Origin of the sequence: Brevundimonas bullata (genome assembly GCF_003350205.1) — a bacterium.
In the GTDB taxonomy this organism is placed as follows: domain Bacteria; phylum Pseudomonadota; class Alphaproteobacteria; order Caulobacterales; family Caulobacteraceae; genus Brevundimonas; species Brevundimonas bullata.
The window spans coordinates 19,401-40,340 of the sequence record NZ_QLLC01000029.1; the positions used below are offsets into that span (position 1 = coordinate 19,401).

Here is a 20,940-nt window from a genome sequence, read left to right on the forward strand (position 1 = left end):
AAACGTCAGGCGACGATCATCGGCCAGAGTGTCAGGACCAAGGCGGCGACCGACGCACAGACGGCGACGGTGACGGCGGCGACCACCCAGGGCCGGGTTCCGGCCTTCTCGATCACCAACGTCTGAGACGACGACGGGTTCTGCGCCAGATGCGACAAGGCCTTCAGCGTGGCCAAGGCCTCTTCCACCGTCTCCCGGATCTGGGCTTGCGGACCCAGTTCGCGCTTGATCCAGCGCTCGACCACGGGCTTGGCCGCCTCCCACAGGTCGTGGTCGGGATTGAGACGCCGCGCCACCCCCTCGACCGAGACCATGGTCTTTTGCAGCAGCACCAGTTCCGGCCTCAGGTGCATGTCGAACAGGGCGGTGATCTCGAACAACTGGCCCAGCAGGCGCCCCATCGACACCTGGCTGGCCTGACGCCCGATCACCGGCTCGCCGACGGCGCGCAGGGCCTGGGCGAAGGTGTCGACCGAATGGTGCGGCGGCACGTATCCCGCCTCGAAGTGGACCCGGCTGATGCGGTCGTAGTCCCGGCTGATGAAGCCCCACAGGATCTCGGCCAGGTAGCGGCGCTCGGCCGGTCCCAACCGCCCGACGATGCCGAAGTCGATGGCCGTCACCTTGTCAGGGGCGTCGGCGAACAGATTGCCCTCGTGCAGGTCGGCGTGGAAGACGCCGTGGTCCAGGGCCTGGATCAGGAAGGCGCGCACCACCTTGTCGGCCAGGGCGTCCTTGTCGAGGCCGGGCAAGGCCTCCAGCGCCGGATCGGTCATCGGCAGGCCGGGGGCCCACTCCAGCGTCAGCACCCGCTTGCCCACCCCGTCCCAGACGATGGCGGGGGCGGACATATAGCCGTCCTTGGCCATGACCTCGGCCAGTTCCGAGGCGGCCGCCGCCTCCAGCCGCATGTCCAGTTCAAGCTGGAGCGAGCGGGCGATGATCTCGACAAAGGCCTGGGGCTCCAGCCGTCGGGCGGGCGCGACGAACTTCTCCACCAGCTTGGCGCCCAGACGCATGGAATCCAGTCCGCGCGCCACGCGGCGCTCGACGCCGGGCCGCAGCACCTTGACCGCCACCTTGCGTCCGTCGGCCAGCCAGGCGGGGTGCGCCTGGGCCAGGGAGGCGGCGGCGACCGGCTCGCCCAGGTCGCGGAACAGGCTCTCGACCGGACGCCCCAGCGAGCGCTCGATCTCGGCGCGGGCTTCGGACAGCGGGAAGGGCGGCAGCTTGTCCTTCAGCCGGCCCAGATCCTTGGCGAACTGGATGCCGAAGATGTCGGCGCGGGTGGCCAGGACCTGACCCAGCTTGATGGCCACGGGGCCGAGATGTTCGAAGGCCTGACCGACGCGCTCGCCGGGTCGGCCGGCGCGATGCTTCTTGCTGGCCAGCATCTGCACGGCGCCCGCGAACGGACGCGCCCAGACGGGCAGCAGGTGGGTCGCCTCGCGCGGGATCAGGGCGTCGTGGCGCGCCAGCACCCAGCCCCAGCCGATCAGACGGAGCGTCGCGCCCACAGGGTCGCGGACGGGCTCCGGCGTCGGGGCGGCGGGCGGGGTCTTGACGGACAGCCGGCTCAGATCGCCCACCCGTGGTGGATGGCCGCGATCCCGCCCGACAGGTTGGTGACGCTGACGCGGCTGAATCCTGCGTCTTCGATCATGCGCTTGAAGGTGGCCTGATCGGGGAAGCGACGGATGCTCTCGACCAGATACTGATAGCTGTCGCGGTCTTTGGCCACCCATTCGCCGATGCGCGGAATGGCGTGGAAGGACCAGGCGTCATAGGCCTTGCGCAGGGCCTCGGTCGTGGGCCGCGAGAACTCCAGACAGATGAAGCGTCCGCCCGGCTTCAGCGCGCGGCGCGCTTCCTTCAGCGCGCCGGCCACGTCCGACACGTTGCGGATGCCGAAGCTGATCGAATAGGCGTCCAGACAGGCGTCGGGGAAGGGCAGGTTCATGGCGTCGCCGACGCCCCAGGCCATCTCCGGCTCGCCGCCCTTGGCCACCCCGTTCAGGATCATCTCGGCGTTATAGTCCATGACGATGACGGTGGCGTCTTCGCCCCCGCGCCGCGCCTGCGCCGCCCGCGCCATCTTCGAATAGCGCCGCGCCATGTCGCCGGTGCCCCCGGCCATGTCGAGGATGACTTCGCCGGGCCGGGCGTTCAGCTTGGCCGCCGTGGCGTCCTTCCACAGGCGGTGCACGCCCGCGCTCATCAGGTCGTTCATCAGGTCATAGTTGGACGCGACGGAGTCAAAGACGCCGCGCACCATTTGGACCTTTTCCTTCGCGTCCACGTCGCGGAAGCCGAAGGAGGAGGTCTTGCCGGAGGAGGGGGAGGGATCGGCCTGGGTCATGACAGGGGGTGTAACGCCTCACGCGCGCGGCGTCATCCGGGGAAGCGTCGCAGCCTTTTGAAAGCCCTCCCCCTCGAGGGGGGAGGGTTGGGTGGGGGTGAGGCCGCCGCCCTGGCCTTTCAGACACCGGAGGCGTCGCCCGCGCCGCCTCCCGCGCCATGTCTTCGATCCTGGCGTCTACACCCCATCCCCGACCCTTCCCCCTCGAGGGGAAGGGAGAAGGCCGACTTGCCGCCAGTCGGGCCGCGCGATACGCCTGATGAAAATCAAGGAGACGCCCATGACCGCCCTCGACGTCAACGCCGTGCTTCAGGGCCTGCCCGACTGGCGCCGCGCCGACGACCCGCGCCCGGCCATCGCCCGCAGCTTGCGCTTCAAGGATTTCAACGCCGCCTTCGGCTTCATGACCCGCGTCGCCTTGCTGGCCGACAAGGCGGACCACCACCCCGAGTGGTCGAACGTCTACAACCGCGTCGAGGTCCTGCTGACCACGCACGACGCGGGCGGCGTGACCGAGAAGGACGTCGCCATGGCCCGCTTCATCGACGACGCCGTCAAGGGTCTGGTGGAATGAGCGGCCCTCGTTCGGGCCGCGTTTCCGGCAAGACCGCCCTCATCACCGGGGCGGCGGGCGGTCTGGGCCAGGCCATGGCGCGGATGCTGGTCAGGGAAGGCGCCAGGGTCGCCGTCTCCGACCTGGATCTGAACGGCGCCCGGGCCCTGGCCGACGCCATCAATGCCGAGCATCCCGGCGCCGCCTTCGCCTATGAGCACGACGTGACGCGCGAGGACGACTGGGTCCGCGTGGTCGCCGCCGCCGCCGAGGACATGGGGGGCCTGTCGATCCTGGTGAACAACGCCGGCATCGGCGGCGGGCTGGTCTGGGCCGAACAGGACACGCTGGAGCGTTGGCGGCGGCTTCAGGCGGTCAATCTGGAGTCGGTCATGCTGGGCTGCAAGCACGCCATGCCGCTTCTGCGGGCCTCCGGCGCGGGCTCCATCGTCAACATCTCTTCCATCGCCGGACTGGTCGCGGCGCCCGGCATGGGCGCCTACAACGCCACCAAGGCGGCGGTCTGGCTCTACACCAAGACGGTGGCGCTGGAGGCCGCTCAGGCGGGCTGGAACGTGCGCGCCAACTCGGTCCACCCGGTCTTCATCAAGACGCCGATCCTCGACCCCTTCGTCGCCATGGCCGGCGGCGACGAAACCACCGCCCACGCCAAGCTGGCGCGCGGCATCCCCCTGAAGCGCATCGGCGAGCCCGACGACGTGGCCTACTGCGTCCTGTATCTGGCCTCGGACGAGTCCAAGTTCGTCACCGGCGCCGAGTTTAAGATCGACGGGGGAATGACGGCGCAGTGAGCGAGAGGTGGGGCCGCATTACCATCCCTTCTCCCGATGGGAGAAGGTGGCCCGAAGGGTCGGATGAGGGTCGTTCAGCAGCCTTCGGCGTGAGCCGCCGCGCTACGGCTGACGGCTGACGCCGAATGACGCCTCAGCCCCTCACCCTTTCGCCTGCCCAATCGCTACGCTCTTGGAGGCTCAAGCCCTCTCCCGCCGGGAGAGGGAGGAAACTGCGCTAAAGAAAAACGCCCCGGCCTTTCGACCGGGGCGTTCTCATGTTCAGGCCTCGACGCCGTCGCGAAGGCGCTTCAGGTCCGGCGGGGTCGCCTCGTCCGTCAGCAGGGCGATGGCTTCCTCGATGGTGACGATGGTCTGGGCCTGGCTGCCCAGGCGGCGGATGGCGACCTTGCCTTCTTCGGCCTCCTTGCGGCCGACGACGGCGATGGCGGGCACCTTGCCGACCGAGTGCTCGCGGATCTTGTAGTTGATCTTCTCGTTGCGCAGGTCGGTCTCGACCCGCAGGCCCGCCGCCCGGAACTTGGCGGCGACCTCTTCGGCGTAACCGTCGGCGTCCGAGGTGATGGTCGCCACCACGGCCTGGGTCGGCGCCAGCCACAGCGGGAAGGCCCCGGCGTAGTTCTCGATCATGATGCCGATGAAGCGCTCGAACGACCCCAGGATCGCGCGGTGCAGCATGACCGGGCGGTGCTTCTGGCCATCCTCTGCGATATAGGTCGCGTCCAGACGGTCGGGCAGGACATAGTCCAGCTGGATCGTGCCGCAGGTCCATTCGCGGCCGATGGCGTCCTTGACGATGAAGTCCAGCTTGGGCGCGTAGAAGGCGCCGTCGCCCTCGGCGATCACCACATCGACCCCGGCGTGACGGGCGGCTTCGGCCATCTGGGCCTCGGCCTTGTCCCAGAACTCGTCCGAACCGGCGCGCACCTCGGGACGGGTGGCCAGGTTGATGTAGGCCGTCTCCATGCCGAGGTCGGCGTGGACCGACTGGGCCAGCTTGATGAACTCGGCCGTCTCGTCGACGATCTGGTCTTCGCGGCAGAAGATGTGGGCGTCGTCCTGGGTGAAGCCGCGCACGCGCATCAGGCCGTGCAGCGAACCGGACGGCTCATAACGGTGGCAGGCGCCGAACTCGGCCATGCGCAGCGGCAGTTCACGATAGGACCGCTGGCCCTGATCGAAGATCTGCACGTGGCCGGGGCAGTTCATCGGCTTCAGGGACAGGGTCTCGCCCTCCACCGTCTCGCAGACGAACATGTTGGGACGATACTTCTCCCAGTGGCCCGAGGCCTCCCAGAACTTGCGGTCCAGAACCTGGGGCGTCTTGACCTCGACGTATCCGGCGGCGTCCAGACGGCGGCGCATATAGGCCTCCAGCACGCGCCACAGGACCCAGCCCTTGGGGTGCCAGAAGACCATGCCGCGGCCCTCTTCCTGCATGTGGAAGAGCTCCATGGCGCGGCCCAGCTTGCGGTGGTCGCGCTTCTCGGCCTCTTCGATGCGCAGCAGATAGGCGTCCAGGTCCTCCTTGGTCGCCCAGGCGGTGCCGTAGATGCGCTGCAGCTGGGCGCGGCTGGAATCACCGCGCCAGTAGGCGCCGGCCAGCTTGGTCAGCTTGAAGGCCTTGCCGACGAACTTGGTGGTCGGGAAGTGCGGCCCTCGGCACAGGTCGGCCCATTCGCCCTGCTTGTAGACGGTGATGGTCTCCGTCCCCGGCAGGTCGCGGATCAGTTCGGCCTTGTAGGTCTCGCCCACTGACTCGAAATGCTTGATCGCCGTGTCGCGGTCCCAGACCTGACGCTCCAGCGGGGCGCCCCGGTCGATGATCTCGCCCATCTTCTTTTCGATCTTGGCGAAGTCGTCAGTCGAGAAGGGCTCGTCGCGGGCGAAGTCGTAATAGAAGCCGTCCTCGATCGCCGGGCCGATCGTGACCTGGGTGCCGGGGAAGAGCTCCTGCACCGCCTGGGCCAGGACGTGGGCGGCGTCGTGGCGGATGGTCTCCAGCGCCTCGGGATCGTCGCGCATCAACAGGCGGAAGTCGCCGTCGCCGTCGATGACGCGGTCCAGGTCGCGCTGCTCGCCGTTCCAGACGACCAGGGCCGCCTTCTTGGCCAGCGAGGGCGAGATGGCCGCGGCCACATCACGGCCCGTCGAGCCGGCCGGATATTGACGCACGGCGCCGTCGGGGAATTTCAGTTCGATCATGACGGTCGTTCTTTTTCGATCTTGGCGGACGGCACGGGATCATAGCCCGAACCGCCGAAGGGATGGCATTTACAGAGACGGCGCACGGTGAGCCATCCCCCCCGAACCGGACCATGCTGGAGCAGGGCGTCGCGCCCGTAGTCCGAACAGGTCGGCAGAAACCGGCACGACTGGCCGAAGAAGGGGGACAGCGTCACCTTATAGCCCCGGTGGGCCGCGCGGACGCTGCGTTCGTAGAGAGACATCTGTCCCTTCGCCGGGGGCTCTGTTTCGGGTTCGTCGTGCTTATCCCTCTTCATCGCAGGGGGATCAACCGGACGACGCCTCAGGCCGCGCCGGCGAGACGAGTTCGCGTATCGCTGTGGTGCTTTTCGAGCGCCTGATTCACCGCGTCCAGCGTGGCCTCCAGCGCCACCATGGTCGAGGCGTGGCGCGCCGGATAGTCCGCGACCTGCTTGAGCACCCGCAGCCCTTCGAAGCGCCCGACCGGGCCGTCGCCGCCGGATTTCAGCATGGCCAGCATGGCGTCTCTGGCCTCAAGGATCTCCGACGCCGAGGCGCCGAGGATGCTCTCGCCCACCACGCCCGCCGCCGCCTGACCCAGGGCGCAGGCCTTCACCGCCTGGGCGAACTCCTTGATGCGGCCCTGATCGTCCAGCGTCACGTCCACGATGGCCTTGGACCCGCACAGCTTGGCGACGCGCTCGGCGCTGCCTTGCGGCGCAGCCAGCCGCCCGCTGTGCGGCAGGTTTGCCGCCAGCGACAGGATACGTGCGCTGTAGAGGTCGTCGATCATGGGGAGAAGATAGGGGTTCTCGTGCTGAAGGTGAAGCCGCCGCCTCTCCCTCCCACCTGGGGGAGGGTGGTCGCGCAGCGACCGGGTGGGGAGGGCGCGGTGATATAGGCGCGGCGCTTGAACAGCCGAGCGCCCCCACCCGTCTGACGCTGCGCGTCAGCCACCCTCCCCGAACGGGGAGGGAGAGGCGCAGCGCTGGTCTTTACCCGCCCTGAAGCGACGACCAGGTGCGCGCCGATCCGGCGGTCTCGGCGACCGGAACGGAGGTCGCCGCCGCCGCCGTTCGCTCGGCCAGCCAGCGCAGGTTGGCGTCGGCGACCTCGGGCGGCAGGTCGCGGCGCAGGATCTGTTCGGCTTCCGCGGTCTTGCCTTGCAGGCCTAGCGACAGGGCCAGGTTCTGGCGCACCTTCAGCGTCGCGCCCGGCTGTGCGGCGGCGCGACGCAGCAGGATTTCAGCCGAGGGCGCATCGCCTTCGCCCATGCGGGCGATGGCGGCGTTGGTCAGGACGTCGGGGTTGTCGGGCGACAGGCGTAGCGCCTCGTTCCAAGCCGCTCTGGCGTCATCGCTCCGCCGCACCTGCTGATAGGCCACGCCCAGCAGCGACAGGGGACGCCAGTCGCGCGGCGCGGCGGCCCGCGCCTGTTCCAGGGCCGCTATGCCATAGAAGGCCTGACCCCGCGCGATATGGGCGCGGCCCACCTCCAGCATGGCGTCGATGTTGGCCGGCTGGACCGTCAGAATCCCTTGCGCCGTCTCGGCGGCCTGATCGAACTGGCCCATTTCGCGCAGGGCCTGGGCCAGCTTGACCCCGGCGACCGGGTCCATTGGATTGATCTGCTGTTCCTGCGACCAGAAGACCGAACGGGCCAGGGCGTCGGCGCGGTCGTAGCTGGCGCGCGTCGCGGCGTCGGCGGGCTGACGCGCCTGAACGGCGGCGGGTGCGGGCGTTTGCGCCATGGCGGCGCCCGACAGGCCCCAAAGAGCCAGCGTCATGGTTGCGGCGGCGGCGGCGGTGCGCGACATGGAGAGGGTCCGGACGGTTTCCTGCGGCCTCAGCGTCGCTCTTCCGGGTCAAGGTTTGGTTAATCGGCCTTTAAGGGCCGGAAAGGCTCGCCCCATGTCCGTCGTTCACTCCGACCTGCTGATCGCCGCTTCCGATAGCGCGCGCCCGGTGCGCCTGATCGCGCAAGGGCAAGGCCAAGGACTGAAGCAGGGGCAGGCGCTGACCGGCAAGTCGGCCGCCTGGGCCGAGGCCAACGGCTTCACCGGCAAGGCGGGCCAGCTTCTGATCGTGCCCGGCGACGACGGCGCGGCGCTTGAGGCCCTGCTCGGCGCGGGCGAGGCCTTTGATCCCATGACGGCGCGGTCGCTGCCGACCCGTCTGCCCGCCGGCGACTGGCGACTGGAAGGCGTCGAGGGCGAGGCAGCCCAGCAGGCCGCCCTGGCCTTCGCCCTCGGCGGCTATCTGTTCGACCGCTACAAGGCCCGGCCCGAGCGCGGTCGCGCCCGCCTGGTCGCGCCTTCGGGACTCAACCTGACCGAGACCCTGAACATCGCCGCCGCCGCCGCCCTGGCCCGCGAGATGGTCGACACCCCCGCCGCCGACATGGGGCCGTTGCAGATCGAGACCATCGCCCGCGAGATCGCGCAAGGCTCGGGCGCGACCCTGACCGTCACGACCGGCGACGCCCTGCTGGAGGACAACTACCCCGCCGTCCACGCCGTCGGCCGCGCCGCCGCCCCGCACCGCGCGCCGCGCGTGCTGGAGATCGGCTGGAAGCTGGATCAGACCGACCTGCCGCTGGTGGCCCTGGTCGGCAAGGGGGTGGTGTTTGACACCGGCGGTCTGGACCTCAAGCCCGCCGCCGGTATGCGCAACATGAAGAAGGACATGGGCGGCTCGGCCCATGCCCTGGCGCTAGGCCGTCTGATTATGCAGGCCGACCTGCCGGTGCGCCTGGTGGTCCTCGTCGCCGCCGTCGAGAACGCCGTCTCCGCCGACGCCTTCCGCCCCGGCGACATCCTGTCGAGCCGCAAGGGCCTGACCATCGAGATCGGCAACACCGACGCCGAAGGCCGGCTGATCCTGGCCGACGCCCTGACGCGGGCGGGCGAGCATGAACCCGACCTGACGCTGGATTTCGCCACCCTGACCGGCGCGGCGCGCATGGCGCTCGGCCCCGAATTGCCGCCTCTCTATACCGACGACGAGGCCCTGGCCGAGGGCATCCTCTCGGCCGGGCGCGCGGTGGGCGACCCCCTGTGGCGGATGCCGCTGTGGGCCGGCTATCGCGCCGCGCTGGACAGCGAGATCGCTGACGTGAGGAACGATTCCGCCGCCTGGGCCCAGGCCGGGTCGGTGACGGCGGCGCTGTTCCTGCAGAAGTTCGCGCCGACGACCGGATCGTGGGCGCACATGGACATCTTCGCCTGGAATCCGCGCGCCCGTCCCGGACATCCTGAGGGCGGCGAGGCCCAGGCCCTGCGCGCCTGCTATCGCTATTTGCGCGACCGATTCGCGAAATAGTCGAGGCCGTTAACGCCCGATTTGGCTTCGGCGTTTACATATGGCGGTTCACCCGCGTGAACCGCCGCTGAGGCCCTGTTTGTCCGACTTTCTGGCCCTTATCCCGCCCGGCCCGCCTCTGATCCTTCGGGATGGAGATCGGATCGTGCTGGCCGAGCAGGCGCTCGAAGGTCTGATGCGGGCCGAGGCCTATCGCCGCACCGAGCCCATGCATTGTCGGGTTCCGGTTGCAGACATTCTGTCGGACGCCGACCAGCGCACGGATCAACTGCTTTACGGCGAGGCCTTCGACGTCCTGCATCGTCAGGGCGAGCGTGCCTGGGGCCGCGCCCGCCGCGACGGCGTGGTCGGCTGGATCGCGCTGGACCTGCTGTCGCCCGGCGCGCCTCTGCCTGCCCGCCGCGTCGCCTCCGTCACCGCCGCCCTGCCGCTGAACGCCCTGGTGGGCGAGACGAGCGAGGGGGTGAGCGACACTGATCTTCAACCTGTCGGCGATTTCGAGCGCGAGCCGGTCGCCGTGGCCGAACGTCTGCTGGGCCGCCCCCATGCGCTGGGCGCCCGCTCCTCGTTCGAAACCGACTGTTCGGGTCTGGTGCAGCAGGCCCTGCTGGCCTGCGGCCTTCCCGGCCCGCGCCGCTCCGACGCCCAGGCCGATCTGGGTCGTCCCATCGCCCGAGACGCCGCCCAGCGCGGCGATCTGGTCGTCTGGATGGCCCCGAACCGCGACCACGACTGGACCGGCCATTCGGCCATCATGGTCGATGCCGATCAGGTCATTCACGCCACCGGCGCCCACGGCGGCGTGGTCATCGAAGCCCTGACCGAGGTCGAGGCCCGCCTGACCGGCGAAGGCTTCGCCTCGGCGGTTTTCCGGCGGATCTAAGCCACAATATTCCGCTCATCCCCGCGGAGGCGGGGACCCAGTCCTTTGGCTGTATCCGTTGCACCGCAGTCTAGGCCGTATGTCTTGTCGGTGGGTCCGTGGCTCTCACTGGGTCCCCGCCTCCGCGGGGATGAGCGGATAGGGGGCTGACCACAAAACGCAGAAAAGGCGACCCGAAGGCCGCCTTTCCCGTCGTCTCGAATGTCTGACGCTTACGCCGTCGGGGCGCTGGTCGCGGCCGGCGGGGCGGCCGGGGTCGCCTGGGTCGTGGCCGGAGCCGCACCCTCGGCGGCCGGAGCGGCCTCCGTGGCGGCGGCGCCTTCAGCAGCCGGAGCCGCGCCGTCAGCGGCCGGAGCCGCCGCAGCGCCCGGTTGACGGGCCGGGTCCGAGGCCGGGATGGCGAAGCCGCCCGAGCCCTGCGTCCGCAGCCAGGCGATCAGGTTGATGCGGGTCTTCTCGTCGCGGATGCCGGCGAAGGACATCTTGGTGCCGGGAACATAACGACCCGGCGCGGTCAGGAAGGCGTCGATCTGGTCATAGCCCCAGGTCGGGGCCTCGGCCTTGTGTTTGGCCATGGCGTCCGAATAGGCGAAGCCCGCACGGTGCATCACGGGACCGCCCATGACGCCGTTCAGGTTCGGGCCGATGCCGTCGGCGCCGCCCGCGTTGACCGTGTGGCAGGCCTGGCAGCGCGCGAAGGCGGCTTCGCCGGCGGCCAGGTCGGCGGTCGGCAGAACCGTGCCCCAGTCGATCGGCAGGGCGGCCGGCTCGGCGCCCGCGGCTTCGTCCGGCGCGTCCACGAAGTAGCCCATCTTCTCAGGCTGCTTGGTGTGATAGACCATGCCCGAAACTTGCTGGACCACCAGGATGACAAAGGCGGTGCCCAGGCACGCGCCCATAATCTTGTTCCACTTCAGATCGCCGCTCATGCGCGTCGTCGCTTCCCGTATCTAATGAGCCCCCCCACCACGGAAGCGGTGTCAGGCATATTCTTGCGTGGGCGTCTCTTACACGCTAGCGCGACCTTCGCAACCGGCCCGGGCGCTTCCGGGCGTCACAGGACGCGTCAGACTGATGAATCCGCTGATATTGATACCCGCTCGCATGGCGGCGACCCGTTTGCCGAACAAGCCGTTGGCCGATATCGGCGGCAAGCCCATGATCGTGCGCGCCTGGGAACAGGCGGCCCTGTCCGGCTTCCGCGTCGCCGTGGCGGCGGGCGATCCCGAGATCGTCGAGGCGGTCGAGGCGGCGGGCGGCCTGGCCGTCCTGACCGATCCGGCCCTGCCCAGCGGTTCGGACCGCATCCGGGCGGCGGTCGAGGCGGTCGATCCCGACGGCGACCATGACATCGTCATCAACATCCAGGGCGACATGCCCTTCGCCTCGCCCGATCTGGCCCGCGCCTGCGCCGACCTGCTGGCCCGCGAATCAGCCTGCGACATCGCCACCCTCGTGGCCGCCGAAGCCGACGTCTCGGACCGCACCAACCCCGACGTGGTCAAGGCGGTGCTGGCCCTGCCGGAAGGCCAGACCAGCGGGCGGGCTCTCTACTTCACCCGCTCGACGCTCTACGGCGACGGCCCCGTCTGGCGCCACGTCGGCATCTACGGCTATCGCCGCGACGCCCTGATGCGCTTCTGCGCCGCTCTCCCGTCCCCGCTGGAAAAGCGCGAAAAGCTGGAACAGCTGCGCGCCCTGGAAATGGGCCTGCAAATCTGGGCCTCGGTGATCGACGACGCCCCGCTGTCGGTGGATAATCCGGCGGACCTGGAGGCGGCGCGGGCGCTGGTGTGACTTCTTTCCTCCCTGTTCGCGCAGCGAATGGGGAGGTGGATCGGACGCAATAGCGGCCGAGACGGAGGGGGCGGCGCTGCCCTGTCCGGGGAGGCGACAGAAAGCCAGAGGTTGCGTCGCCCCCTCCACCGCTTCGCGGTCCCCCTCCCCACAAGTGGGGAGGAAAGCCGAGGAGTCGCGCCTACTCCCCCTCCGCCCACGCCTCCAGCAACCGCCGCGCAATCGCAAATGGCGGCGGCGCATGGATCGTCCCATGCGTCCCGGCCAGCACCGCCCGCGCCTCGGCTCGCGTCAGCCAGGCCACGGCCTCCAGCTCGGTCTGGTCCGGCGCGGCGTCCTCGGTCGTAACCTCGGCGATCAGGCCGATCATCAGTTGCGCCGGGAAGGGCCAGGGCTGGCTCGAATGATAGACAACGCCCGACACCGTCAGCCCCGCCTCCTCCATCACCTCGCGGGCGCAGGCCTCCTCGATGGATTCGCCGGGCTCCATGAAGCCGGCCAGGGCCGACATCCGACCCTCGGGCCAGGCGGCCTGACGCCCCAGCAGGCAGCGAGGCTCGCTTCCGCCCTTATAGACCGGCAGCATGATGACGACCGGATCGACGCGCGGGAAATGCTCGACCCCGCAGGCTGCACAGACCCGCCGCCAGCCGCCCGAGGCCTGATCCGTGGCCTTGCCGCAGGCGGCGCAGAAGCCGTGACGGCGACGCCAGTCGAACAGGCTCTTGGCCGTCCCGGCGATGGCGACATCGGCTTCCGGCAGGGCCGCCGCCGCCGCGCGCATCTCGATGAACTGGCCTAGCCCGCCCGCCGGACCGCTGGTCGGGTCGATGGAACCCTCGAACTCGATGGCGAAGACCGGCGCCCCCTTCCACAGGCCCAGGAAGAGATCGCGGTCCGGGACCAGGTCGCGGCCGTGGCTCAGCGCTAGCCAGACCAGACGCTGCCCGCCCTCATGGTCCTCGACCAGGGGACGCCCCTCCCACAGCAGCATGGCCAGGGCCTCGGGATTGGCTTCCTGCTCGCCCAGCCAGGCGATGTCGTTGCGAAGGTCGCCCGAGCGGTCGAGCGGATTGCCGGAGAAGACGTGGGTATGGGACATGGCCGCTTCATACCCCCGACAAGACGACGCGGGGAGGGGTCTTGATTCCCGCGTCGTCACCCGTCATATCCCTCCTCGGAGATCGCGGGCGAAGGCTTCGCCAACCTGGTCAGGGCCGGAAGGCAGCAGCCACAACGAATTCACCTTCGGGTCGCGGTCTCTACCTTCCATCTTTGTGGCGCTAACGCTCGCCATGCGATGGCGACCTGCTTGAGCGCTGGTTTGGCGCTCTCGGTTAAGCGCGATTTTCAGACTATTCAGACGAATTGGACTCTGTTTTTCAGCAGGGCTCTTGGCGGCGTCTCGCAAGCTTCACGGAACCGGAATCGCTCTGGCCCGCTGAAAGGACTTCACCTTTCAGGAGCAGGCGAATGAGCGTTCTCGGGTCCATCCTCGGCGGCATCTTCAAGAAAAAGAAGGAAGAGGCGGCGCCCGCCGCGCCGGTCGCGCCTGCGCCGACCGCGACGCCTGTCCAGCCCCAGGTCACGGCGGCCGCCGCCACCGCGCCCCAACCGGCGCCCGAGGTCGATGTCGCCGGCATCCTCGACTTCATGAACGACCAGAAGGCGCAGAAGCTGAACTGGCGCACCTCCATTGTCGATCTGATGAAGCTGGTCGGGCTGGAATCCTCGCTGGCCGAGCGCAAGGAACTGGCCGACGAGCTGGGCTATACCGGCGACAAGTCCGACAGCGCCTCGATGAACATCTGGCTGCACGCCCAGGTGATTCAGAAGATCCGCGACAACGGCGGCCGTCTGCCCACCGATCTGTAAGGCTCCCCCTTCTGCCGTCATCCTCGGGCGCCCGCAGGGCGACCCGGGGACCCAGGCGTCAGCGCCGTGACGCGGCTGCGCGATTGACGGTGCATATCGGCCAAGCGGAGGATGCGCTGGCGGCTTGCGCGCGCTAAGACAGGATCATGAGCGACGTCGATCCTGATCTTGATGGCCCTCCCTGGGAGGAGGACGTTCCCGAGCGGGACGAGAACACCGACGACATGTTCGGCGCGCCCGCTGCTGCGCCCGAGCCTGTGGCGGCCCCGGTCGCCGCGCCCGCCTCGACGCCCGCCCCGACGTCCGCCAAGGCTCAACCCTTCGCCGACGAGCCCGCCGACGACGGCGCCTACAAGGTCCTGGCGCGCAAATACCGGCCGCGCACCTTCGAGGACCTGATCGGGCAGGAAGCCATGGTCAGGACCCTGACCAACGCCTTCGCCACGGGCCGTATCGCCCACGCCTTCATGCTGACCGGGGTGAGAGGCGTCGGCAAGACGACGACCGCCCGCCTCTTGGCCCGCGCCCTGAACAACGAAACCGACGTCATCGACAAGCCGTCGTTGAGCCTGACGGCGCACGGGCGCCACGACGCCTCCATCATGGCCGGCCAGCACATGGACGTCATGGAGATGGACGCCGCGTCGCACACCGGCGTCAACGACATCCGCGACATTCTGGAGAGCGTCCGCTACGCACCCGTAGAGGCCCGCTACAAGGTCTATGTCCTCGACGAGGTCCACATGCTGTCGACGCAGGCGTTCAACGCCCTGCTGAAGACGCTGGAAGAGCCGCCGCCCCACGCCAAATTCATCTTCGCCACTACCGAGATCCGCAAGGTCCCGGTGACGATCCTCAGCCGCTGCCAGCGCTTCGACCTGCGCCGCGTCGAGCCCGAGGTCCTGGTCGGCCACCTGGGCCGCATCGCCGACCGCGAAGGCATGAAGATCGAGCAGGAGGCCCTGGCGCTGATTTCCCGCGCCGCCGAGGGTTCGGTCCGCGACGGCCTCAGCCTGCTGGACCAGGCCCTGGTTCAGGCCGAGCACGGGCAGACGGTGCAGACCGCCACCGTGCGCGACATGCTGGGTCTGGCCGACCGCACGCAAACCATCGCCCTGTTCGAATCCGTCATGGCGGGGCGCACGGCTGAGGCGCTGGATAACTTCCGCACGCTCTACGGCTATGGCGCCGATCCGGTGCAGGTGACGAACGACCTGCTGGAGCACTGCCACGCCGCCTCGGTCGCCAAGATGCTCGGCCCGAACGCCACCCGCCTGCCCAATGATCAGGCGCAGAAGCTGACGGCGCTGGGCGCGGCCATCTCGGCGGGAACCCTGTCGCGGACGTGGCAGATGCTGCTCAAGGCCCTGGACGAGGTGCGGCGCGCGCCGAACCCCGCCGACGCCGTGGAAATGGCCATCGTCCGTCTGGCCTACGCCGCCGACCTGCCGGGACCTGAAGAGGCGCTGAAGGCCATCCAGTCGGGCGGAACCCTGCCGGGCGGCGGCGCTGGCGGCCCGCGCGGCGGCGGCTCAGGAGGAGGAGGCGGCGCCTCGGCCATGCTGGCGGCGCGGCCCATGGCCCAACCGGCCCTGCCCGATCCTCAGACCTTCGAGGCCGTGGTCGCCCTGATCGGCGAGAAGCGCGAAATCACGCTGCAGATGGACGTAGAACGCTACGTCCGGCCGGTGTCGTTCAAGCCCGGCGCCATCGTCTATGAACCCGCACAGGGCTCGCCCGTCGATCTGGCGCGGCGTCTGGCCTCGCGGCTCAAGGAATGGACCGGCCGCACCTGGCTGATCGCCGCCAACGGCCAGGGCGGCGGCGAGACCCTGATCGAGGTCGAGAAAAAGGCCCGCTCCGTCCGCCGTGCGGCGGTCGAGGCGGACCCCTTCGTCGTCTCCATCATGCAGGCCTTCCCCGGCGCCGAGATCAAGGACATCAAGACCCTGGCCCCGGCGGTGGAAATGCCCGCCATCCCGGAAGACGACGAGGAAGACTGATCTAGTCCGTCATCCCGGAAGCCCGCAGGGCTGTCCGGGACCGCAGGAACGCGGCGTCTTGGGCGGTCCCGGATCGGCGCTGCGCGCCGTCCGGGATGACGATCACTGGCTTACAGAATCTGCGCGGCTTCCTCGAAGTCGAGGCGCGGCGAGCGCGGGAACAGGTTCTCGTCCGTGCCGTAGCCCAGGTTCATGATGAAGTTCGGCTCGACCTTGCTGTCGGGGAAGAACTCAGCCTTCACGCCCGCCGCATCGAAGCCTGACATCGGACCCACGTCCAGGCCCAGGGCGCGGGCCGCAATGGTCAGATAGCCGCCTTGCAGCGAGGCGTTGCGGAAGGCGGCTTCCCGGCGACCCGCCTCGTCCAGGAACCAGTCGCGGGCGCCCGGCGCGTGTGGGAACAGCTTGGGCAGGGTGTCGTGGAAATCGATATCCTGGCCGATGATCAGGTTCACCGGCGCAGCCAGGGTCTTGGCGCGGTTGCCCTCGCTCATGTGCACGGACAGACGGGCCTTGGCCTCAGGCGAGGTGACGAAGACGAAGCGGGCGGGCGTGGCGTTCACCGCCGTCGGGCCGAACTTGGTCAGGTCGTAGAGCTTGCGGATCAGGGCGTCGGACACAGGCCGTTCGCTCCAGCCGTTGCGCGTGCGCGCCTCGGTGAACAGCTGGGCCAGAACGGCGTCGGACACCGGAACGTCGCGAGCGGAAAGGGCGTCGAAAGCCATGGGGAGAACCTCCTGAACAGGATTAGCAACTTGTATGGTTGCTATTTGGCGCTTCCGTCGATCAGGTCAAGAGCAATCACCACAAAAACTGTTGCGGATGGCGACCCGCGTTAAAGGGGCCTTCTGTCGCGGGGGCTGGAGCCGGGCCGCGGATCGCCCTATCTAGAGGGGATGAAAGACCTCAACGCCCTGATGCAACAGGCCCAGGCCATGCAGCAAAAGCTGCAGGACGCCCAGGCCAAGATGGCCGAAACCACCGCCGAGGGCACCTCGGGCGGCGGCCTTGTCACCATTGCCCTGAAAGGCCCCGGCGAGATCACCGCCGTGAAGATCGACGACAGCCTGATGGCGCCCGGCGAGGGCGAGATCCTGGCCGACCTGATCGTCGCCGCCCACGCCGACGCCAAGCGCAAGCTGGACGAGGTCAACAGCGCCCTGATGCGCGAGGCTGCCGGCCCCATGGCCGGGATGAACATCCCCGGAATGCCGAAACTCTTCTGATGGCCGCTTCCGCCGGGCCGGAAATCGAACGGCTCATCAGCCTGCTGGCCAAGCTGCCGGGCATGGGGCCGCGCTCGGCCCGGCGCGCGGCCCTGGCCCTGTTGAAGCGACGCGAGCAGCTTCTCGTGCCGCTGGCCGCCTCGCTGGCTGAAACCGCCGAGAAGGTCGTCAACTGCTCGATCTGCGCCGCGCCCGACACGCGCGATCCCTGCTCGATCTGTTCCGACAACACCCGCGACAACGCTCTGATCTGCGTGGTCGAGGAGGCCGGCGCCCTGTGGGCCATGGAGCGCTCCGGCGCCTTTCGCGGCAAGTATCACGTCCTGGGCGGCCTGCTGTCGGCTCTGGACGGGGTCGGGCCTGAGCAGCTTCGCATCGCCGAATTGATCGGCCGCGTCAGGGGCGGCGAGATGGGGGGCGGCGAAGCGCGCGAGGTCGTCTTGGCCCTGCCCGCCACCGTCGACGGCCAGACCACGGCCCACTACTTGGCCGAACGCCTGTCGGCGGCGGGCGTCGAAGTCACGTCCCTGGCGCGCGGCGTGCCCGTCGGCGGCGAGCTCGACTGGCTGGACGACGGCACGATCATCCAGGCCCTGCGGGCCAGACGGCCGGCGTAAAACTTCCCTCTCCCGATGGGAGAGGGCTTGAGCCTCGGAGAGCCGAAGGCGAGCCGCCAGGCGAAAGGGTGAGGGTCCGCCCCGTCAGTCGGCGCAAGCCGTCTCGCGGAGGCCTTCGACCAACTTCACCCGCCAACCCTCACCCTTTCGCGCAAGAACGATCGCTGACGCTCTCGTGCGCTCAAGCCCTCTCCCATCGGGAGAGGGTGACTATTATCAACCCCCGACTCCGGCTAGGAACGGAGCATGAACACGCTCGAACTCATCCTGCTGGTCGTCGCCGTGGCCGCTGTCGCCGGCTTCTTCTGGGCCTTCATGGGCTGGCAGAAGGCCAAGGGGGCGCTCGAAGCCGCCGACGCCCGGCTGGAGCTGATGGAGGAGAGCCGCGATTCCATGGCGGAGTTCCTCAAGGCTCAGGCCTCCCAGTCGGCCGAGGCCGTGGCGAGCAAGCTAGTGGCCCGCGCCACCGAGACCTTCCAGGCCCAGGACCGCGTCGCCCGCGAACGCATGGAGGCCCAGCTCAAGCCCGTCTCGGAAACCCTCGCCAAGTTCCAGGAACACGTCGCCGCTCTGGAGAAGACCCGCGCCGAGGACACCGGGGGGCTGAAGGAGCAACTGGCCGCCCTGATGACCGCCTCGACCGCCACCCGCGACGAGGCGCGCCGCCTGACCGAGGCCCTGAAGGGCAATACCGGCCGTCGCGGCCGCTGGGGCGAGCAGACCTGCCGCAATGTGCTGGAAGCCGCCGGCATGGCGGGCCGTTTCGACTTCGAGGAGCAGAACTCCTCCGCCAATGACGAGGGTCGTCAGCAGCGCCCGGACTTCATCATCAAGCTGCCCGGCGGCGGCATGTTCGTGATCGACGCCAAGGTCTCCCTGGCCTTCGCCGACGAGGCGGACGGCGACGAGGAAGCCCAGGGCAAGGCGATGTCGGCCCGCACCGCCGCCAGCATGAAGACCCACGTGCGCCAGCTGTCGTCCAAGGCCTATCAGGACCAGTTCAAGCCCAGTCCCGACTTCGTCGCCATGTTCGTGCCCGGCGACGCCTTCCTGTCCGCCGCCCTGGATCACGAGCCCGAGCTGATGACCCAGGCCATGGCCTCGCGGGTCGTCATCGTCACCCCCACCACCCTCTTCGCCCTGTGCAAGGCCGTCGCCTACGGCTGGCGCGCCGAAGAGCAGGCGAAGAACGCCGAGGACGTCGCCAAGCTGGGCAAGGAGCTTTACAAGCGCCTGTCGGTCATGGGCGGCCACGCCGCCTCGGTCGGCCGGGCGCTGGAAACCGCCGTCGGCAAGTACAACCAGTTCGTCGGCTCGCTGGAGAGCCAGGTCATGGTCTCGGCCCGTCGCTTCGAGGACCTGCAGGTCGATCATGAGGGCAAGGAGCTGCCCGACCTGCCCGCCGTCGAACAGTCGCCGCGCACCCTCAGTCGCCCCGAGCTGCTGAACGCCCCGGCAGAGTAGCGCTGCCTCGCTTGACGGCGGCGGACGACAGTGTAAAACGTCCTTGTCAGATTAAGGGGGCGTTGTGGCCGGCAAGCGTAAACTCATCATCCAGTCCGTCATCGGTTTCGGATTGATCATGCTGGCCGCCTTCCTCATGGGCGGCGTCCTGGCCTATCTTGAGACCCAGGGCCAGGACATCACGTCCAGCGCGGGCGCCCTGTGGGCGGTCGGGGGCTTCGCCGCCGTCACCATGCTGATTTCCCTGTGGGTCGGCTTCAAGTGGATGTCCTCCATCGACGAAGCGGCGCGGGAAGCGCACAAGTGGGCTTGGTTCTGGGGCGGTTCGGGCGGCATGGCCGTTGGCGGGGTTCTGGTGATCATGGCCTCGCTGCCGCAGGCCGCCGCGATCCATATTCCCGCCTGGTATTCCGAACGCACCGACCCCGCCGCCTACGCCGCCACCGGCGCCTTCGCCATGCTGACGCTGATGCTGATCGGCTACACCATCGCCTGGGCCTGGTGGTGGCTGGGGCGGCGTTGAGGGACGCGGCATGAACAACCGTCTCAAGGTCCTGCGCGCCGAGCGCGACTGGAGCCAGGCCCACCTGGCCACCGAACTCGGCGTCTCGCGCCAGACCGTCAATGCGCTGGAGACCGGTCGCTACGACCCCTCCCTGCCGCTGGCCTTCAAGATCGCGCGCCTGTTCCAGATGCCGATCGAATCCATCTTCTCGGACGAGGAATAGTCGTCGCTGGCCGACGCGCCCCGTCATCGCCTCTCTTCAAAAGGATGCCTGCCATGCGTTTCGACCGACTGACCGCCTGCGTGCGTTCGACGCTGACCGTCGGCGCCGCCCTGTCCGCCCTGCTGATGGCCCCGTCGGCGATGGCGCAATCGTCGGTGGCTGCCCCCGTCGCCGTCACCGCAGCGCCCGAGGGCTCGGGCCCGGCCTTGTGGGTGATCAAGGACGCGGATTCGACCCTCTATCTGTTCGGTACGGTCCACGTGCTGAAGCCCGAGACGCCGTGGGGCACGGCCCGCGTGGATCAGGCCTTCGCCAGCGCCGACGAATACTGGTTCGAAATCGCCGACCTCGCCAATCAGGACGGCGTCATGCCCCTGATCCAGGCCAAGGGCGTCTCGCCCGACCGCCCCCTGTCCAGCCTTCTGACCGCCGAGGAGATGGCCGACCTCGACGCCGCCGCGCGCACGGTCGGGGCGACGGCGGCGCAGTTGGACCCGTTGCGCCCCTGGCTGGCCAGTCTGCAACTGGCGCTCGCCTCGATCGCCAAGGCCGGCTACGTCCCCGCCAACGGCGGCGATCAGGTCCTGCACGCCCGCGCCGCCGCCACGGGCAAGCCGATCAAGGGTTTTGAAACCGCCTCCCAGCAGATCGGCTTCATCGCCGATATGTCTGAAGACGCCCAACTGGCCATGCTGCGCTCGGGCCTCAAGGAGTTTGATCAGGCTGACGCCATGCTCGGCCGCATGGTCACGGCCTGGTCGACCGGCGACGTCGACGGTCTGGATGTCCTGATCGGTCAGGAGATGAAGTCGGAATCCCCGGAAATGTACGCTGTCATGCTGACCAACCGGAACGAGACCTGGGCCGATCAGATCCAGACCCTGCTCGCGGGCTCCGGGACGGCCTTCATCTCGGTCGGCGCGGGCCATCTGGCGGGCGCGGACAGCTTGCAGAGCAAGCTGGCGCAACGCGGGATCACGACGACCCGGATCACCGATTAACGCCAGGACGCTTGACCTCTGGGCCGCGACGCGGGACGCGGGGGCATGACCCAAGCAGAACCCAGACTGACGACCCTGGCCCATGGCGGCGGT

General features: G+C 68.9%; 22 protein-coding genes and 1 other RNA gene. 14 read left to right on the top strand and 9 right to left on the bottom strand.

The annotated features are described in order from the left end of the window. Positions 1 to 5: 5 nt before the first annotated feature. Both ubiB and DXK21_RS12880 read right to left on the bottom strand, forming a co-directional pair. The gene (gene ubiB / locus DXK21_RS12875) at positions 6 to 1,589 is read right to left on the bottom strand and encodes a 2-polyprenylphenol 6-hydroxylase (RefSeq protein WP_114818184.1); all 1,584 of its coding nucleotides are present in this window, start codon (positions 1,587 to 1,589) and stop codon (positions 6 to 8) included. Continuing rightward, entirely contained in the window at positions 1,577 to 2,359 is a 783-nt protein-coding gene (locus tag DXK21_RS12880; protein WP_114818185.1) for a class I SAM-dependent methyltransferase, read from the bottom strand. Before DXK21_RS12880 ends, ubiB begins: the two co-directional genes overlap by 13 nt. A gap of 280 nt (positions 2,360 to 2,639) precedes the next feature. Between DXK21_RS12880 and DXK21_RS12885 the strand changes: the two genes are divergently transcribed. Continuing rightward, positions 2,640 to 2,933 carry a 4a-hydroxytetrahydrobiopterin dehydratase gene (locus DXK21_RS12885; RefSeq protein WP_114818207.1) on the top strand — a complete coding sequence of 98 codons (294 nt, stop codon included), beginning with the start codon at positions 2,640 to 2,642 and terminating at the stop codon, positions 2,931 to 2,933. Next, positions 2,930 to 3,724 (top strand): SDR family oxidoreductase, encoded by a 795-nt coding sequence (locus DXK21_RS12890; RefSeq protein WP_114818186.1) that lies wholly within the window; start codon positions 2,930 to 2,932, stop codon positions 3,722 to 3,724. The genes DXK21_RS12885 and DXK21_RS12890 overlap by 4 nt, the downstream gene beginning before the upstream one ends. A gap of 261 nt (positions 3,725 to 3,985) precedes the next feature. Here DXK21_RS12890 and thrS read toward each other — a convergent pair whose 3' ends face one another. From thrS to DXK21_RS12910, 4 genes are all read right to left on the bottom strand, one after another. Further along, positions 3,986 to 5,929, bottom strand: coding sequence for a threonine--tRNA ligase (thrS, locus tag DXK21_RS12895; RefSeq protein WP_114818187.1), 1,944 nt, complete (start codon positions 5,927 to 5,929; stop codon positions 3,986 to 3,988). Beyond that, positions 5,926 to 6,174 (bottom strand): membrane protein insertion efficiency factor YidD, encoded by a 249-nt coding sequence (gene yidD / locus DXK21_RS12900; RefSeq protein ID WP_114818188.1) that lies wholly within the window; start codon positions 6,172 to 6,174, stop codon positions 5,926 to 5,928. The genes thrS and yidD overlap by 4 nt, the downstream gene beginning before the upstream one ends. An 80-nt stretch (positions 6,175 to 6,254) precedes the next feature. Then, entirely contained in the window at positions 6,255 to 6,725 is a 471-nt protein-coding gene (locus DXK21_RS12905; RefSeq protein WP_114818189.1) for an iron-sulfur cluster assembly scaffold protein, read from the bottom strand. A gap of 202 nt (positions 6,726 to 6,927) precedes the next feature. Beyond that, complete coding sequence (locus tag DXK21_RS12910) at positions 6,928 to 7,749, bottom strand: tetratricopeptide repeat protein (protein ID WP_114818190.1); 822 nt, start codon at positions 7,747 to 7,749, stop codon at positions 6,928 to 6,930. A gap of 94 nt (positions 7,750 to 7,843) precedes the next feature. Here DXK21_RS12910 and DXK21_RS12915 point away from each other — a divergent pair, with 94 nt between their 5' ends. Beyond that, positions 7,844 to 9,253: a leucyl aminopeptidase family protein gene (locus DXK21_RS12915; RefSeq protein WP_114818191.1), complete on the top strand. Its 1,410-nt coding sequence runs from the start codon at positions 7,844 to 7,846 to the stop codon at positions 9,251 to 9,253. A gap of 79 nt (positions 9,254 to 9,332) precedes the next feature. Beyond that, positions 9,333 to 10,136 carry a C40 family peptidase gene (locus DXK21_RS12920; protein ID WP_245945219.1) on the top strand — a complete coding sequence of 268 codons (804 nt, stop codon included), beginning with the start codon at positions 9,333 to 9,335 and terminating at the stop codon, positions 10,134 to 10,136. A gap of 212 nt (positions 10,137 to 10,348) precedes the next feature. Here DXK21_RS12920 and DXK21_RS12925 read toward each other — a convergent pair whose 3' ends face one another. After that, entirely contained in the window at positions 10,349 to 11,065 is a 717-nt protein-coding gene (locus DXK21_RS12925) for a c-type cytochrome (protein WP_114818193.1), read from the bottom strand. A 145-nt stretch (positions 11,066 to 11,210) separates the two neighbouring features. On the opposite strand from DXK21_RS12925, the gene DXK21_RS12930 reads away from it, so the two are divergent. Next, positions 11,211 to 11,933 (top strand): 3-deoxy-manno-octulosonate cytidylyltransferase, encoded by a 723-nt coding sequence (locus tag DXK21_RS12930; protein WP_114818194.1) that lies wholly within the window; start codon positions 11,211 to 11,213, stop codon positions 11,931 to 11,933. Positions 11,934 to 12,114: 181 nt separating this feature from the next. Here the strand turns inward: DXK21_RS12930 and nudC are convergent, their stop codons facing one another. Next, positions 12,115 to 13,035 (bottom strand): NAD(+) diphosphatase, encoded by a 921-nt coding sequence (gene nudC / locus DXK21_RS12935; RefSeq protein ID WP_114818195.1) that lies wholly within the window; start codon positions 13,033 to 13,035, stop codon positions 12,115 to 12,117. A 74-nt stretch (positions 13,036 to 13,109) separates the two neighbouring features. Between nudC and ffs the strand changes: the two genes are divergently transcribed. The 3 genes from ffs (at position 13,110) to DXK21_RS12950 (ending at position 15,811) form a co-directional block, all read left to right on the top strand. Then, an RNA gene (gene ffs / locus DXK21_RS12940) (signal recognition particle sRNA small type) lies at positions 13,110 to 13,203 on the top strand. A 203-nt stretch (positions 13,204 to 13,406) separates the two neighbouring features. Further along, complete coding sequence (locus DXK21_RS12945; RefSeq protein WP_114818196.1) at positions 13,407 to 13,808, top strand: DUF3597 domain-containing protein; 402 nt, start codon at positions 13,407 to 13,409, stop codon at positions 13,806 to 13,808. Between the two features lie 146 nt (positions 13,809 to 13,954). Then, a complete protein-coding gene (locus tag DXK21_RS12950; protein ID WP_114818197.1) occupies positions 13,955 to 15,811 on the top strand; it encodes a DNA polymerase III subunit gamma/tau in 1,857 nt (618 codons plus the stop codon). A 110-nt stretch (positions 15,812 to 15,921) separates the two neighbouring features. Here the strand turns inward: DXK21_RS12950 and DXK21_RS12955 are convergent, their stop codons facing one another. Further along, positions 15,922 to 16,536: a malonic semialdehyde reductase gene (locus tag DXK21_RS12955; RefSeq protein WP_114818198.1), complete on the bottom strand. Its 615-nt coding sequence runs from the start codon at positions 16,534 to 16,536 to the stop codon at positions 15,922 to 15,924. A gap of 171 nt (positions 16,537 to 16,707) precedes the next feature. Here DXK21_RS12955 and DXK21_RS12960 point away from each other — a divergent pair, with 171 nt between their 5' ends. From DXK21_RS12960 to DXK21_RS12985, 6 genes are all read left to right on the top strand, one after another. Next, positions 16,708 to 17,037, top strand: coding sequence for a YbaB/EbfC family nucleoid-associated protein (locus DXK21_RS12960; RefSeq protein ID WP_114818199.1), 330 nt, complete (start codon positions 16,708 to 16,710; stop codon positions 17,035 to 17,037). Further along, positions 17,037 to 17,654 (top strand): recombination mediator RecR, encoded by a 618-nt coding sequence (gene recR / locus DXK21_RS12965; RefSeq protein ID WP_114818200.1) that lies wholly within the window; start codon positions 17,037 to 17,039, stop codon positions 17,652 to 17,654. Before DXK21_RS12960 ends, recR begins: the two co-directional genes overlap by 1 nt. Positions 17,655 to 17,900: 246 nt before the next feature. Further along, on the top strand, positions 17,901 to 19,118 hold the full coding sequence (locus DXK21_RS12970; RefSeq protein WP_114818201.1) for a DNA recombination protein RmuC: 1,218 nt from the start codon (positions 17,901 to 17,903) through the stop codon (positions 19,116 to 19,118). Between the two features lie 64 nt (positions 19,119 to 19,182). Then, a complete protein-coding gene (locus DXK21_RS12975; protein ID WP_114818202.1) occupies positions 19,183 to 19,641 on the top strand; it encodes a hypothetical protein in 459 nt (152 codons plus the stop codon). A 10-nt stretch (positions 19,642 to 19,651) separates the two neighbouring features. Further along, positions 19,652 to 19,846 carry a helix-turn-helix transcriptional regulator gene (locus DXK21_RS12980; RefSeq protein ID WP_114818203.1) on the top strand — a complete coding sequence of 65 codons (195 nt, stop codon included), beginning with the start codon at positions 19,652 to 19,654 and terminating at the stop codon, positions 19,844 to 19,846. Positions 19,847 to 19,899: 53 nt separating this feature from the next. Then, positions 19,900 to 20,847, top strand: a complete 948-nt coding sequence (locus DXK21_RS12985; RefSeq protein ID WP_245945220.1) for a TraB/GumN family protein — start codon at positions 19,900 to 19,902, stop codon at positions 20,845 to 20,847. Positions 20,848 to 20,940 lie beyond the last annotated feature (93 nt).